At 40.5% G+C, this 13,797-nt stretch carries 16 protein-coding genes; 7 read left to right on the forward strand and 9 right to left on the reverse strand.

All coding sequences use genetic code 11. From position 1 onward, the window contains the following. Nucleotides 1–344: 344 nt before the first annotated feature. The gene (locus JI667_RS19730; protein ID WP_280515518.1) at nt 345–1,862 is read right to left on the reverse strand and encodes a glycine betaine uptake BCCT transporter; all 1,518 of its coding nucleotides are present in this window, start codon (nt 1,860–1,862) and stop codon (nt 345–347) included. A 222-nt stretch (nt 1,863–2,084) separates the two neighbouring features. On the opposite strand from JI667_RS19730, the gene JI667_RS23025 reads away from it, so the two are divergent. Beyond that, the gene (locus JI667_RS23025) at nt 2,085–2,207 is read left to right on the forward strand and encodes a hypothetical protein (protein ID WP_280515519.1); all 123 of its coding nucleotides are present in this window, start codon (nt 2,085–2,087) and stop codon (nt 2,205–2,207) included. 522 nt (nt 2,208–2,729) lie between these two features. Here the strand turns inward: JI667_RS23025 and JI667_RS19735 are convergent. The 4 genes from JI667_RS19735 to mscL all read right to left on the reverse strand — a co-directional run bounded on the left by JI667_RS19735 (nt 2,730) and on the right by mscL (nt 5,791). Further along, nucleotides 2,730–4,250, reverse strand: a complete 1,521-nt coding sequence (locus JI667_RS19735; RefSeq protein ID WP_206858027.1) for an MDR family MFS transporter — start codon at nt 4,248–4,250, stop codon at nt 2,730–2,732. Nucleotides 4,251–4,395: 145 nt separating this feature from the next. Next, nucleotides 4,396–4,593: a cold-shock protein CspD gene (gene cspD / locus JI667_RS19740; protein WP_032088076.1), complete on the reverse strand. Its 198-nt coding sequence runs from the start codon at nt 4,591–4,593 to the stop codon at nt 4,396–4,398. Between the two features lie 185 nt (nt 4,594–4,778). Further along, the gene (locus JI667_RS19745; RefSeq protein WP_206858097.1) at nt 4,779–5,327 is read right to left on the reverse strand and encodes a DinB family protein; all 549 of its coding nucleotides are present in this window, start codon (nt 5,325–5,327) and stop codon (nt 4,779–4,781) included. Between the two features lie 83 nt (nt 5,328–5,410). Then, nucleotides 5,411–5,791 carry a large conductance mechanosensitive channel protein MscL gene (gene mscL / locus JI667_RS19750; protein ID WP_206858029.1) on the reverse strand — a complete coding sequence of 127 codons (381 nt, stop codon included), beginning with the start codon at nt 5,789–5,791 and terminating at the stop codon, nt 5,411–5,413. Between the two features lie 147 nt (nt 5,792–5,938). On the opposite strand from mscL, the gene JI667_RS19755 reads away from it, so the two are divergent. The 3 genes from JI667_RS19755 to JI667_RS19765 all read left to right on the forward strand — a co-directional run bounded on the left by JI667_RS19755 (nt 5,939) and on the right by JI667_RS19765 (nt 7,331). Then, the gene (locus JI667_RS19755) at nt 5,939–6,409 is read left to right on the forward strand and encodes an NUDIX domain-containing protein (RefSeq protein ID WP_206858030.1); all 471 of its coding nucleotides are present in this window, start codon (nt 5,939–5,941) and stop codon (nt 6,407–6,409) included. Nucleotides 6,410–6,478: 69 nt separating this feature from the next. Beyond that, nucleotides 6,479–6,754 (forward strand): hypothetical protein, encoded by a 276-nt coding sequence (locus JI667_RS19760; RefSeq protein ID WP_206858031.1) that lies wholly within the window; start codon nt 6,479–6,481, stop codon nt 6,752–6,754. A 325-nt stretch (nt 6,755–7,079) separates the two neighbouring features. Continuing rightward, the gene (locus JI667_RS19765; protein WP_206858032.1) at nt 7,080–7,331 is read left to right on the forward strand and encodes a DUF2164 domain-containing protein; all 252 of its coding nucleotides are present in this window, start codon (nt 7,080–7,082) and stop codon (nt 7,329–7,331) included. Nucleotides 7,332–7,362: 31 nt separating this feature from the next. On the opposite strand, the gene JI667_RS19770 is transcribed toward JI667_RS19765, so the two are convergent. Continuing rightward, nucleotides 7,363–7,812 carry a hypothetical protein gene (locus JI667_RS19770; RefSeq protein ID WP_206858033.1) on the reverse strand — a complete coding sequence of 150 codons (450 nt, stop codon included), beginning with the start codon at nt 7,810–7,812 and terminating at the stop codon, nt 7,363–7,365. Nucleotides 7,813–8,464: 652 nt separating this feature from the next. Further along, the gene (locus tag JI667_RS19775; protein ID WP_206858034.1) at nt 8,465–9,079 is read right to left on the reverse strand and encodes an NUDIX hydrolase; all 615 of its coding nucleotides are present in this window, start codon (nt 9,077–9,079) and stop codon (nt 8,465–8,467) included. Nucleotides 9,080–9,277: 198 nt separating this feature from the next. On the opposite strand from JI667_RS19775, the gene JI667_RS19780 reads away from it, so the two are divergent. Continuing rightward, entirely contained in the window at nt 9,278–9,892 is a 615-nt protein-coding gene (locus JI667_RS19780) for a PH domain-containing protein (protein ID WP_206858035.1), read from the forward strand. A gap of 61 nt (nt 9,893–9,953) precedes the next feature. Here the strand turns inward: JI667_RS19780 and JI667_RS19785 are convergent, their stop codons facing one another. After that, entirely contained in the window at nt 9,954–10,916 is a 963-nt protein-coding gene (locus tag JI667_RS19785) for a cation diffusion facilitator family transporter (protein WP_206858036.1), read from the reverse strand. A 151-nt stretch (nt 10,917–11,067) separates the two neighbouring features. Between JI667_RS19785 and JI667_RS19790 the strand changes: the two genes are divergently transcribed. Next, complete coding sequence (locus JI667_RS19790) at nt 11,068–12,129, forward strand: DUF3900 domain-containing protein (protein ID WP_206858038.1); 1,062 nt, start codon at nt 11,068–11,070, stop codon at nt 12,127–12,129. A 128-nt stretch (nt 12,130–12,257) separates the two neighbouring features. After that, nucleotides 12,258–13,085, forward strand: a complete 828-nt coding sequence (locus tag JI667_RS19795) for a GNAT family N-acetyltransferase (RefSeq protein WP_206858040.1) — start codon at nt 12,258–12,260, stop codon at nt 13,083–13,085. Nucleotides 13,086–13,125: 40 nt separating this feature from the next. Here the strand turns inward: JI667_RS19795 and JI667_RS19800 are convergent, their stop codons facing one another. Beyond that, the gene (locus tag JI667_RS19800) at nt 13,126–13,614 is read right to left on the reverse strand and encodes a metallophosphoesterase family protein (protein WP_206858042.1); all 489 of its coding nucleotides are present in this window, start codon (nt 13,612–13,614) and stop codon (nt 13,126–13,128) included. Between the last annotated feature and the right edge of the window lie 183 nt (nt 13,615–13,797).

Raw genomic sequence — 13,797 nt, forward strand, 5'->3', positions numbered from 1 at the left:
TGGACTAAGAAGGCGTCCTTTTGCCTTCTTGGGCCATTTAGCTTATGACCTCGAGGGGCTAGCCGCCGTAGCTGGACTGGTGAGACCCCGCAGGGCGTGAGGAGGCTCACCGCCAGCCCCGCGGAAAGCGAGCACCACTCGCTGCAATCAACAGCCACTCGCTACATCCAAAAGCAACAATGTTTACGAAAACAGCCTATCGAATAAATGAATAAGTAACTCTATCCTATCAAATGAACAGGAATTAGGGGATAAGAATTTCGGCTCTACTTCCATCTAAGAAAAAAAAGGCTGTCATCAAGAGTCCATTTTACATGACCCTTTGAGACACCCTCTAGTGATAATCATTTCGAAGAACTATTCGTTTCCGCTTCTGTTATTCTTTTTTTCTTACTGGTTTCTTTTTGAAAGGAAAGAATCAGTCCATACGTCATGAAGAGTAATATCACCCCTAATGGCAAAGCCGTAATGATGGTGGCAGCCTGCAATCCACTGATCCCCCCTGAACCCATCAAAATTGCAGCAATGGCAGCCAAGACTAAGCCCCAGCTGAATTTCACAAAAAATGGAGGATTTAAACTTCCGTTAGAAGTTTGCATCCCCAATACAAATGTGGCAGAATCTGCAGATGTGACAAAGAATGTAATGATGAGGAAAAGCGAAATAATCGATAGTACCCCGCTTAATGGCATTTGATCAAACACATAAAATAGGGAAGTCTCCAAACTTTGACCGGCTACATCTATTCCCTGAACAAGATCATAATACAATCCTGTCCCTCCAAATACACCAAACCAAAGAGAGCAAACGATAGTTGGGACAATGATGACCGCAATGATGAATTCACGGACCGTCCTTCCCTTTGAAACCCTCGCAATGAAGGTCCCAACAAACGGTGTCCAGGAAATCCACCATGCCCAGTAAAATATCGTCCAATCTTTCACCCATTGGTTATCTTCCATGTTGAAGGGTGAAAACCGCAGCCCCATACTAGGAAGATTCTGAACATAGCTTCCAAACGTAGTCAGGAATAGTTCCAGTACAAATTGAGAAGGCCCAACGATAAGGAAAACAATAAATAACAATACTGCCAGAATCATATTCGCATTGCTCAGGTATTTGATTCCCTTCGACAACCCTGTAGAAGCAGAGGTAATGTAAAGAACCGTTGCAATACCCATGATGATAAGTTGAACAGTAAAGTTTATAGGGGTTCCCAATAAGTAATGAAGACCGCTATTTATTTGTTGAGCTCCGATACCCAAAGAAATGGCTACGCCAAAAATGGTTGCAAATACCGCGATAATGTCCACGACATATCCAATCGGCCCATTCGCTTTCTTGCCTATGACTGGATATAAAGTGGCACTCATTAATCCAGGCATGTCCTTTCTGAACTTATAATAGGCCAACGCCAAAGCAACAACCGCATAAATGGCCCATGCGTGAAATCCCCAATGAAGATAGGTATACCGCAACCCGATTTTAGCTGATTGGATGGTTCCCCCTTCGCCATAAGGAGGCGTGGCATAATGAGAAACCGGCTCAGATACTCCATAAAAAAGGAGACCGATTCCCATTCCTGCACTAAACAACATGGCGAACCATGTTAACGTCGAATATTCCGGCCTGTCCGAATCTTTCCCTAATCGGATCTTACCGTATTTACTTAAGGCAAAAAAGATGGCGATGATAAAAAAGAATGTGGCTGAAAACTGATAGAACCAGCCAAACTTATCAAGGAGAACTCCTTGAGTATTCGTCATAACATCGATCAGTCCCTGAGGAAAAATGACTCCCCATAATACAAAGATCACGCCGATTGAAATCGCGATCCAAAACATCGGTGTAAAATTCTTCAATCTACTTCCCCCTCAATACAATGGTGTAGCTGAATAAAGTACTTCTCTATATGTAATGAAAATAAAGACATGAAACTATATTACCCTCTGATATACGGGACTAAACTAGTAAGTTAATGGAAATTGAAAAGGAAAATCCATTTATACCTCCCTGATAATTTTCTTTCTGGGAGTATCTATTTTGTATTTATGGGCAAATTATAGTAGACGGAGGTGATAAATATGACTAACAAAAACAACAAAAATCCACAGCAACAAAAAAATGAAGCAGAATTTGCTCAAGAACAAAACGCTGCTGAAAGAGCAAAAAAAGCTGCTAAACAACAAAACCAACAAAATAAATAATCTAACATAGTAGGAAATTCCGGATACTTAATAAGGGATCAGTCTAATGACTGGTCCCTTGTCCCTTTCTATTTATGAAAATAATTGATTACAATCATATAATGAATACACATCCTGAAACTTGCACACCATACGAGAAAAAATCTCCCCGAAATCCGTCGGGAAGATTTTTACTGTCGCATGCTACAACTATTCACTTTGACTACGCTTTGTTTTGAACGGTTTGTATGCGACCACTACGGCAATCACGGCAGAGGCAGCATTTATCAAAGTTCCGATTAAAGGAGAGCCTTTATAGCCTGTACCATCATACAAATTAGTGATGATTAGGCCCGCTATAATACTTAATAACAGACTCACTCCTAGAAATACTCCTATAAAAATAAAAAACTTCTTGGCATTTTTCCACAAAATTACAGCACTCCAATGTAAAGGATTGTTTATTAGAATATATCAGGAATCCACAACAAAGACCAGGTCCAGCCTTCTTTGATTAGGTGCCGGGATGCTCAATACCTTTATCTATTCCGCTTTATCCATTGAAGGTTTATTACTGGAAACTTCCAGCCTGCTTTTCCCCATTAGAAATACAAACACTAATGCAATTCCCAGTGGAATCAATGCATAGGCGAAAGTAGTGGTAATCGAGTCAGACATAGCGTTTGTAATCTTAGTCAGCACAAAATCTGGAATCTTCTCACGCATTTCCGGCTCAAAGATACTTCTCGGATCACCTTGAAAATTACCCCCGGCTTCTTGTCCTTTAAAGGCATTTTCCAAATGAGATGAAAATAGTTTCGTTTGGAGTGTTCCATAAACGGTTATACCGATCGTCATCCCTAAAGAACGGAAAAAGGCATTAGTCGAATTTGCCGAACCCCTGAATCGAGGATTAAGCTTATGGATCGTCGCATTAGGCAGTAATGAAAATGAAAAACCGACCCCGAAACCACTAATGATCATATATAGGGTTAATAACCATCTACTCGTGTCCGGCCCCATCGTCGCAAGTAACACCATTCCCGTTATGAAAGAAATGATGGAAACCCACATAATATTTCGATAACTTGTTTTGGTCATCCGAATCCCGGCCACAGCACTTCCTGCTACTGACCCCAGCATCAATGGGGTTAAGATCAAACCGGCATTTGTTGCTGATCCCCCATACACAGCTTGAACAAAAATAGGGATCAGGATCGTCAGGATGATGAAAGCAGCACCATATAGAAAGGCCAAAGCCTGGGCAGAGGCAAATAATGGGCTTTTAAACATCCAGAATGAAATAATCGGTTCAGATGCTCTTCTTTCAATAAGTAAGAAACTTAAAAAGAATAAAAGGAACGACCCAAACAATCCAATAATTTGCCAAGATGCCCATGGAAATTCTTTTCCTCCAAATTCAAGGGCAAACATCAGACTGACGACCGCTATCACTAACGTAATCGCTCCACCCCAATCAATGCGCTGATCAGATCTCTGTGGAGACTCTTTATAAGACGTTGATATAAAGACGAGGGATAGGAGTCCAATCGGAACATTGACATAAAAGATCCAATGCCAACTGAAGTTATCCGTTAGAAAAGCACCGATCAACGGTCCAAATACCGAAGCAGAACCAAATACCGCTCCCAGGAGTCCTGTCATTTTCCCACGTTTCTCTGGAGGGAATATATCAAATACAATCGTGAAAGCGATAGGCAGCAATGCTCCTCCGCCTATTCCTTGAATAGCACGGAATATACTTAACTGAACGATATCCTGCGCAATCCCACACAGAGCAGAACCAATCAAGAAAATGGAAAGGCCAAATATGTAAAAACGCTTCCTTCCATACATATCAGACAGCTTACCAAATATCGGCATTCCGGCCATCACCGCCACCATATACGCACTTGTGACCCAGACGAACTTATCAAGTCCGCCGAGATCTGAAACAATGGACCCCAAAGCCGTAGCTACAATGGTGTTATCCATGGCAGACATGAGGATCCCCAACAATAAACCGGCAAGTGCCAGCTTCATATTACTTTCTTTCGCAACCATCACCATCATCCTTCCAAAATCCGATAACTTCTATTTCATTATAGAACTTTCTAACTGATTGTCTAGTCAGATAATACCTGTATATTAGAAACAAAAAAACAGAGTACGTCAGCTGACGTACTCTGTTTGGAATTATACAATTGGATTACTTTTGAACGTTAGCCGCTTGTGGTCCACGTGCGCCTTCAACGATTTCAAATGTAACGTCTTGACCTTCTTCCAATGATTTGTATCCTTCACCTTGGATAGCAGAGAAGTGAACAAATACATCGTCTTGACCTTCAACTTCGATGAAACCGAAACCTTTTTCAGCGTTAAACCATTTAACTTTACCTTGTAACATAAAACATGTACCTCCTAGTGCAGTTGCACATAAAAATATTTATATTCCTGCTCTGATTAAGATTCAAGACCAATGTTCTTCAATCATGTATATTAACCGAACAAAAATAACTAATTAAATGATAACAGACTCTCCCTCAAAATTCAAGGCGGGAATGGGTCTAATTGTAAAATGACTAACCCAAACTACTCTGCTGTTGTCTTGGAATGTTCTTTAGTATACAACTTCTTGATCATCCGTATTTGGCCTCTGTGATTGATTTCATCTTCAAAGACATGAAACCATTTAAAGAAGTTATTTCCCTTTTGCCCATACCACCAATCTGTTTCTTCATATAACCATGCTTCGTCCAATTTTGAAAATTGCTGAATGGTTTTCTCCCTGGTACGTTTAAGATTTTCCAGGTAATACTCTACAGCATTTCCTTTAATAATTCCTGCCGCCTGTATTCCTAAACTTAATGCAGGTTCCAATTCAGCGGCATATGCTTCTACCTCATCATTTGTCATTTCTTCGAATGTCAACGCCTGATAGATCTTCTCTACAGCATCAAAATGAGCCAACAACATGCCGATGGAATTTGCTTCATCATGACACCGGTAATCGAGCATTTCAACAGAAAGATTTTCGACTTCACATATGGAGGTGAATCTGGCATAATCCATCATGGATAGAAGCAAGGAAAAATCCTTCTTTATTCCATCTTTTTCTTTTATTAAGTATAACGAGTTCATATCCATTATTTGCTCCCCCTTTTGATCTTCTTTGTACTATATTGGATACATAATGGAGATTTCCTCTATTTTTGTCAAAATCATTACGATTGATTGGTAGAGGCTTTTAGTATGTCACGTATTTCTCTCAGAAGTTCTTCTTTCAGATCGGTTTTGTTCTCTACTTTTATCTCCTCTTTTCTCTCCATCTTTTTATATAACCGTACGATGAAGAATATGACCCACGCAATCAGAAAGAAATCCACTACGTTTTGAATAAAGACTCCATAGGTAATCACTGCGTCTCCGAACGTAACCTTTAGGTCAGTGAAACTGATGCCCCCAAGGATGATGCCAAGAAGGGGCATCACGATGTCATCAACAAGTGATTTGACAATTTTGCCAAAGGCTGCGCCGATGATTACGGCTACAGCGAGATCTATGACATTTCCTTTTAAGGCAAACTTTTTAAACTCTTGCCACATACTCATTCTCCTTTATACATTTCCATAAGGTTAAATTTGAACTTTATCCAAATTAGTTTGCCACAATTATACAAATTTATATATTCGTTTAGCTTTGTTTCTGCTAAACTGGACTTTCATCAGTTTAAGTAGGAAAGGAGAGATGACATGTTATACCCTATCAGAATTCGTTCTGGAGCTGTCATTGTAGAAGAAGAAAAAATCTTATTAGCTGAGTTTAAGGACGAAAACGGGCTTCATTATAACCTTCCCGCCGGCGGAGTAGAAGAGGGAGAATCGATTAAAGAGGCTGCCGTGAGAGAAGCTTTTGAAGAAACAGGAGCAAAAGTAGAGGCTGAAGCGTTGGCATTCACCTATGAATATGCCCCACACCTGAATGAACATAGATATGGACCGACTCATACCCTTTCCATGTTTTTCTCTTGTAAGCGGACAGATCTTCATTCCACTCTTTCACCAAGTCAGCCGGACCCTACACAGACGGGGATTAAATGGGTACCAATATCTGAACTTCATTCGATCGTACTTTACCCCATGATACAGGATCGGATTTTGAAGTATATTAAAAAAGAGAAGCAGGAAGTATTTATAGAAGAAAATGAGCTTGTTAAGAAATAATCACTCATAAACACATCCATTCAACCTTCTTTCAAATACCTTTGTTACACTTCTACCAAGGGGGATAAAATGTTTTGGATCTGGTTGACCTTTGTATTGTACGCTATGTTTGTTGCACCTGGAAAAGGTTTTGCAAGTGACCCTATCATTCAGGATCTTCTCCGAGGAAATGTAAATGAAGTGGAACCACTCGTTTTAACCGTCTTTACTTTTCTTGGGCTCTTTCCCATGTTATTTGCAGCACTATTACTACCCTTCGATCAGGACAAAGTTCCGGCATGGCCTTTCATTCTTGGCTCACTTCGCACTGGGGGCTTTCACCCTTCTACCATACTTTTTCCTTAAGAAAGGTGAAAATCGATCCCTTCCTAGAACTCCTCGATGGCTGGTACCTTGGCTTCATCAAATGCGTTCAGCCTACTTCTGATCTTAATGGCCGCTGCTTCATTAATATTACTCAGATATTGGGTCTCACTGGCTTCCTATTGGAGTGCATTTCAAACTTCAAAGCTTGTCAGCGTCATGACGGTTGATTTCTTCATTTTACTTTGGCTTTCCTTTAAATCAATGGTCTCAATCTATAACATCAGGAAGAATCGGTGGCTTTCTTTCATACCTGTCATAAGACCAGTTATGTTACGATGGAGGAAACCAAACTGGAGGGTTACATATGATGTTTACAAAGATTCCGAAAGAGCAGAAAGATGAAATGATTGGAAGGATCCAAAGCTTTTACTATGAACAAACAGGGGATGAAATCGGGGATTTAGGCGCTGAAAATTGGTTCGACTTCTTCATGAAGGAAATGGGTCCCTTCCTTTATAATAAAGGAGTGATGGATTCAAAGGACGTGTTGATGGATAAAATGCTGCTTCTCGAGGACGACCTTTATGCATTGAAAAGACCAGTGAATCCCAAGTGATGCAGCTTTTATTAAAAAGGAGCAGTGCAAACTACTCCTTTTTAATATCATGAACAACCATGTCATCAATCCGTCCATTATCATTTACGATTTCAATGGTTACGGTTTCTTTATCTTTATTCTTTATTTCGTTAATCACCTTGTCCATATCGTCACTCTTTTTAATATCTACGGTTTTCTCAACTTTGAACTCTTGTGCTGCCTCTCCTTCTGATCGGCTTTTGAGCTCTTCATCCGAATAGATCAAGTCGGTTCCCAAAGCATTCTTGATCGTTTTTCCTTCCAAGTAAAAACGGGCACGGAACTTGGTATCCGGTTCTAAGGCTTCATCGGTTAATAATCCGGTAAATGTAAGTGATTCCTCTTGTTCATTCCACGTCACACCACCCTTTACAACCATATCTGCTGCATTTCGGTTGCATCCCGTTAAGAGGATGGCCACTAATACACCTGCAATCATTACTGCATTTGATCCTTTCACTTGTTGTCCTCCTTATATGTATGTGCACTATTATCTTACCAAAGTATCAATAAAGTGCACCAGAAACAATTGTTTTCGATACGGATAATGAAAAATACATTGATTGATTAACGATGGGGATGAAGATATGAGGATATGGGGATGTATAAATTGGAGTGATTACCGGATAATAGTCTCCTTGACTATCCAAAAAAGAATAGGCAGGTGGTTGGATCAATGTATCCCTGTCATTTCCATTTCTTAAATGGAGTGAGCTTCATGGATAACATTCTTTACTCCCGATATTGATCGTACCACCAATTAAAAGTAACCATTATGAAATAAACGTGGCTCCAGGGCAAGGGATCATTTTTTTAGATGTTTATTACATACTGCCTTCAGGATAAACAGTTTTTCCTGTACGCTTAACATCCTCCAGCATTTAGCACGAATGATCATAATTTTTCCCCTCTCCTTATTTCATGTTACTTCTCTTTACCTCCATCTAACCTTTTACAAACCAGTCAATTTGCTACAAATTGTCAAACAAAAATACTTTCTCCGACATAATGGCTTATCGAAAAAAGTATGAAAACGAAACGAATGTCAATCCGTACCAGTAAATGTAGAATTTCTTTTTATCTATTTTTGTTTAACGGCCAGTCAAAGGCGTTCATAGCAGTTTAATAAAATGATTCAGCACACGGGCTGTGAGCCCCCAGATTACTTTGTCCTCATAATAGTAAAAATGCTCTTTCATATTTCTAGCTTGCCATTCGTAGTTTTCACCACCAGGGATTTGTTTATATGGAAAGCCCTCTTCAGGCTCCATTTTAAACTTGATAGTATACAATTCCGGTTCCTTTTCACGAAGATATGAAAGTGGGGCGGTGAAAACTTCTTCCACTTCCGCCGGGTTTGGACGCATATCTTCAAATAATATATTCAGTTTTCCCACATAAGGATAAATGATGGTCCCGAATGGAGAAACAATATAATCCAAGGGATGTATGTCGGAAATTGCTTTCTCTGCAATCCCGAGTTCTTCTGACGTCTCCCTTAGCGCTGCCGCCCTCTCATCGGAGTCACTACGGTCGATCCTGCCACCCGGAAAGCATATTTCCCCCGGTTGTCTCCGCATCTTCAATGAGCGTACTTCAAATAATACGTGAATCTCATCTTCCACTTCTATCAAAGGAAGTAGAATAGCATACTCAGAAAATGTTTCACTTCCCAGCACTTTAGGCGCTCTGTCTTTGAAACGCATCAAAAGCTCGTTCATATCCATCCTATCCCTCCTTCTCTCATTATTCCATTCTATGATTTTCTTTATTATAGTATGAAAGAGATCTAACACCAAACCATATGAGCTCAACACAATTTACACCATTATTTTCCAGTACTTCTATGAAACTATGTTATACTATTGAAGTGTTCTCCGGTGAAGAGAAGAACACTCAGCTAATAAGAGAAAGGATTTGAAAGCATGTTTGGAAAAGTTGCTTCAGACGTATTAGGTTTAAGTGATATAGGTACAGTCATCAATCCGGCTGATTACGATAAAGCGGATGCCGATGATTACATTATGCATGAGGATGGAGAAAAGATCTATTTCCTGATCAAATCCAAGTCTGATGAGTATTGCTTTACAAATAAAGCGCTCATCCATCTGGACGGCACGAGTGCAGCCAGCAAAAAACGGGTTCTCCGCCGCCTCGATTATTATAAATATCAGCTCTCGAATATCCTTCTTGAAACCGCGGGAACCGTGGATCTCGATGTTGAAATCAAATTTAAGATCGGGTCGGATGTCTATTCCATTGATGTTCATAAAAAACACTTAACAGAAGTGAAAGATCTATATAAATCCCTGATTAAGATTAGTGAAATCACTACCGACAACAGCATATATTCTTCTTTCTCAAACGAGAGTCTCCAATTAGCGGCCTCCACATTGGGACAAGTAAAGACAAATGATGTGAATGTAGTTGAGCAGTTTAAAGAGGTCAATCAATATGCCTTCAATTGGATGGCAGATAAGAAAAAAGAGTTGACCCTAAAGGATTTCGGATTTGTATTTGAAAAATTCATTCAAAATTAATCATCTCATCATCCGGCTGGAATGCTCAGCCGGATATTCATTATGACAACTCAGTGGCACTTTACCCTTTCCACTCCTGGATCCCGTCATCCTCAATGATACCTAACGTTACATCAGCGATATCGGGATCAGCGATTAATTTCTCCTGTATGGCAAACTTAATGTCATCTGCTTCTGAAAGCGGCAGACCTTTCTTTAATTCAAGATATGATTCTACATGGTAATAGCGTCCTTCCTGGATGATTCTCAACTTGAAAATATCAATGACTGCCTCATGTTCAAAGATCGCACCAGCAATCCTGTCTTCCACTTCTTTAGGCGCTGCCACCCCAATCAGACCGACCATGTTATCATACCCTACCCGAAAAGCTACCCCCACCATCAGGAAACCAATTATGATTGTCACGACTCCGTCCAGTAATTGAAACGCGCTGAAATAAGAGACAAGTACGGCTACCAGTGCAAGGATGGCCCCTGAAACAGCTACCAGGTCTTCATAAAATACGAGTCTTGTTGGTGGTGCTGCCCGTTTTACATGCTTGAACGCACCATAGACAATACCCGCTCCCCTGCTTTCCACTCGAGCTTCCTGCCCGATTTCCTTCATGACTTTAAAGAGAATGGTTCCATCAATGACGATGTTTAACAATAGCACTGAAACATTGATCCAGATCCCTTTGACTTCTGCAGGATGTTTAAGTAGGTGAAACCCTTCACGAATCGTTTCATATGCCATAACCGATACGACGATAACCGCGATCATACAGAATAAGTTGATAACACGTCCGAAACCTGTCGGGAACTTTTCTGTCGGCTTTTTTTCTGAAAGAACACTGCCGATAAACACAAACCCTTGATTGACTGCATCTGCCAATGAGTGCATTGCCGATGCAAACATGGCCCCACTCCCGCTGAAAAGGAAAGCAGCCCCCTTCGCAATTGCCAGGATCCCATTCCCCACCATTGCAAAAAAGGAAGATTTATTACCCTTTTTCACTAGCGAAAGAAAAGATTCATTGCTCATAACGATCACCCCTTACGTTTTATCAAGCTAATAGGTAGTATCTCTCAAGCCTGTACTTTCATAAGTCAATTGACGAACCTTTTGAGCTTTTCTATACTGAAACAATAAGTATGGATACATACTATGTCCAATCTAGTTAGGAGTAAGAATCATGGATTTTACGATACAACACCTTTCCTTTTATTTAATACAGGTCGAAGGCAATGGGGAAGAAGCAGATAAACGTCATAAACATTTTCAAACGTTAACCGGAGCTCAATATGAAGAGAGTCCCCTGAAAAGCTTTCTTGACGGCGAACTGACAAAGATTGTCAAACGTAAGGTAGACAGGCATTCCAAGTCAGAGTCAGCTCCAACTAAGATTGGCCGCTTTGTTGTAGAGCCCGGTCATGAGCTGACCTCGAATCCAAACTATAATTTATTTCACCGAACACGGTTCGCAGAAAGTAAAGAAGCGTTTCGTGAGGAGTGCGATCAAATAGTCCAAATGTATATTGAAGCGAGCGCCATTAGAGGCGGAGCATTTCTTGTGGCTACAGCAAAGCTTACGAAATTTTTTGATGATCCCTTCTTGTTCATCATGAAATGTGATTTTGAACCAAAAGTTGCCACCATCACGGATGAAGCGACTTTGATCCACAATGTGGAAATGGCGATTACGACCAAAAACATGAAATCGATTCAATATCCGTATATGCCAGAAGAAGGTATGATGGATTCAGCGGAAATCAAGATCCATCAGGCGTCACATGCGAGATACTTTGAAGATTTCCTGAAATGGGTCGAGTATGAAAAATCCATGCCTGAAATCATCAAATCCCAAGTATATGGAATGGTAAAGGAACATATTTCTGAAACCTATGCGGAAGAAAGCGACGAACGGGTGGAATTTGAAGAAGCCGTTGAAGAATGGGCCATCAGCCCAAAGCGTGAACTGCAGGAACGGTTCACGACGGAACAGGTTGTCGAAGCCACTTCCCAAATTGTCGAGCAATCCCCTGAAGTGGAACTGAAAGTGAAGCTTGACCATGTGTCAGTGAAAGCCCTTCTTTCAGATTTCGGCGATAGCATCCATTTAGCAAAAGTGAATGGAAAATATGTATTGATGATCGAAAGTGAATCGGTCATGTTTGAAAAAGGGTTTTCCCCTCTCGAATTTTTAAAGCCTGATGAACTGCATGAGGTGATTCAACATATACAAGAAAAAGATTAACTTTGCCATGTGAAAAGCATGGCTTTTTTTGATCTAATCTTTCAATGAATAGTTGAACACTCTTGTGAAAATTTCGTTAATGGAATAAACTTTAGTAAGGAATTTTAATTGGGGATGGAGGTTGACTTTTGCTTTCTACTAGACAACTTCAAGACATTAAGGCACTACAGGAACTATGCGAACATCATGATGAGATCCATCTAAAGTTAAATTGGGAAATGCTACGAAACCGCAAAGATGGTCAAGATGATCTTTTACATTACCAAGATTCTAAACTGATCGGATTTTTGGCGATATACGGCTTTGGGGACTCATATGAATTATGCGGGATGATTCACCCGGATTTCCGCCGTCAACACCTGTTTCAAGATCTATTTCACAAGGCCGTGAAATCGTTGGAAAGCCGGACCGTCAATAAGCTCTTACTCAATGTACCCGGATCATCGACCACAGGAAAAAAATTTGCAGCCCAAACAAAGGCGGTATATGACTTTACCGAGTACGAAATGAAATGGAATCAGACACGATTGACCTCAGACAGCGATACTGTTCGCTTAAGAACAGCGGTTGAACACGATATTGAAACCATCATCGACCTTGATGAAAGCTGTTTCGGAGTTGTACGGGCAGATGCTGAATCCTACACAAAAAGATTATTCAAAGACTCTTCCCACGGCCATTTCATGATTATCCATGATGGGAAAACTCTAGGAAAGATAAGAGTCCAAAGAATGGAAAGAAAAAGCTTTATTTATGGTTTCGCCATTTTCCCAGACTTTCAGGGTAAGGGAATCGGACGAAAAGCATTATCACAGGTGGTAATGCAGGAAGTAAAGTGGACAGATGACATCTACCTGGATGTGGCAGCAGCTAATCAGAGCGCACTGAAACTCTACAAATCCAGTGGCTTTGAAACCTTTTACAGTCAAGATTATTACCATTATCCTATTTCATAAAACGAAAGGAGCACATGTGGCTCTTCAAACCCTTGTGCTTTTATTTGTAAAATTGGTGCTCTATTTTCCAAGTATCCCCGATTGTTAGTATTCCATGTGAATAATAAGGAAGCTTCCGTTTATCTGTGGGTGATCCAGGATTGAACAGGAGTGCGCCTTTCATATATCGTGAAAAAGGTATATGGGAATGACCAAAAATGATCACATCCACCTGTTCTTCGTCAAAGGCTTCCAGAACTCTTTTTTCGGTCGTTTTTCCTTTGCCGTCCCCATGTACCAACCCAATCTTCATACCCATCAATTCAATGGTCCTTTTTCTGGGCAGAAGGGATTGAAGTTCTGGGCGATCGACATTCCCGACGACAGCAATCAGTTCACCGTACTCTTCAAATTCCTTATAAACATCCACTGTATGAAAATCTCCCCCATGAATGATTAGATCACTTTCCATAAGGTCCTTCTTGAGAAGAAAAGGGAGATCTCTCCCTTTTCTCGGCATATGGGTGTCGGATACAATGACAATTTTCATATCATTCTCCTTTTTGTGTATCGTTTGATTTCTCAAGTAATTTTCCTCTTTCTGCCTCAATTGATTCAAGATCAATCCGGTCAAAGAGCGGGTTTGTGTTTTCAATCGAAAGGGTTAACGGCTGGGATACCTGCTTCCATGCTGGTTGCATGTGAATGCCTAATTGTTTCCCTAAATGAAAGG

Source organism: Bacillus sp. NTK074B (assembly GCF_017303375.1).
In the GTDB taxonomy this organism is placed as follows: Bacteria; Bacillota; Bacilli; order Bacillales; family Bacillaceae_B; genus Rossellomorea.

Bases quoted from the DNA above. Each gene is read 5' to 3' on its own strand.
- JI667_RS23025 (WP_280515519.1), top strand. From the start codon at position 2,085: ATGACTAACAAAAACAACAAAAATCCACAGCAACAAAAAAATGAAGCA.
- JI667_RS19735 (WP_206858027.1), bottom strand. From the start codon at position 4,250: ATGGTTGCGAAAGAAAGTAATATGAAGCTGGCACTTGCCGGTTTATTG.
- cspD (WP_032088076.1), bottom strand. From the start codon at position 4,593: ATGTTACAAGGTAAAGTTAAATGGTTTAACGCTGAAAAAGGTTTCGGT.
- JI667_RS19745 (WP_206858097.1), bottom strand. From the start codon at position 5,327: ATGAACTCGTTATACTTAATAAAAGAAAAAGATGGAATAAAGAAGGAT.
- mscL (WP_206858029.1), bottom strand. From the start codon at position 5,791: ATGTGGCAAGAGTTTAAAAAGTTTGCCTTAAAAGGAAATGTCATAGAT.
- JI667_RS19755 (WP_206858030.1), top strand. From the start codon at position 5,939: ATGTTATACCCTATCAGAATTCGTTCTGGAGCTGTCATTGTAGAAGAA.
- JI667_RS19760 (WP_206858031.1), top strand. From the start codon at position 6,479: ATGTTTTGGATCTGGTTGACCTTTGTATTGTACGCTATGTTTGTTGCA.
- JI667_RS19765 (WP_206858032.1), top strand. From the start codon at position 7,080: ATGATGTTTACAAAGATTCCGAAAGAGCAGAAAGATGAAATGATTGGA.
- JI667_RS19775 (WP_206858034.1), bottom strand. From the start codon at position 9,079: ATGGATATGAACGAGCTTTTGATGCGTTTCAAAGACAGAGCGCCTAAA.
- JI667_RS19780 (WP_206858035.1), top strand. From the start codon at position 9,278: ATGTTTGGAAAAGTTGCTTCAGACGTATTAGGTTTAAGTGATATAGGT.
- JI667_RS19785 (WP_206858036.1), bottom strand. From the start codon at position 10,916: ATGAGCAATGAATCTTTTCTTTCGCTAGTGAAAAAGGGTAATAAATCT.
- JI667_RS19790 (WP_206858038.1), top strand. From the start codon at position 11,068: ATGGATTTTACGATACAACACCTTTCCTTTTATTTAATACAGGTCGAA.
- JI667_RS19800 (WP_206858042.1), bottom strand. From the start codon at position 13,614: ATGAAAATTGTCATTGTATCCGACACCCATATGCCGAGAAAAGGGAGA.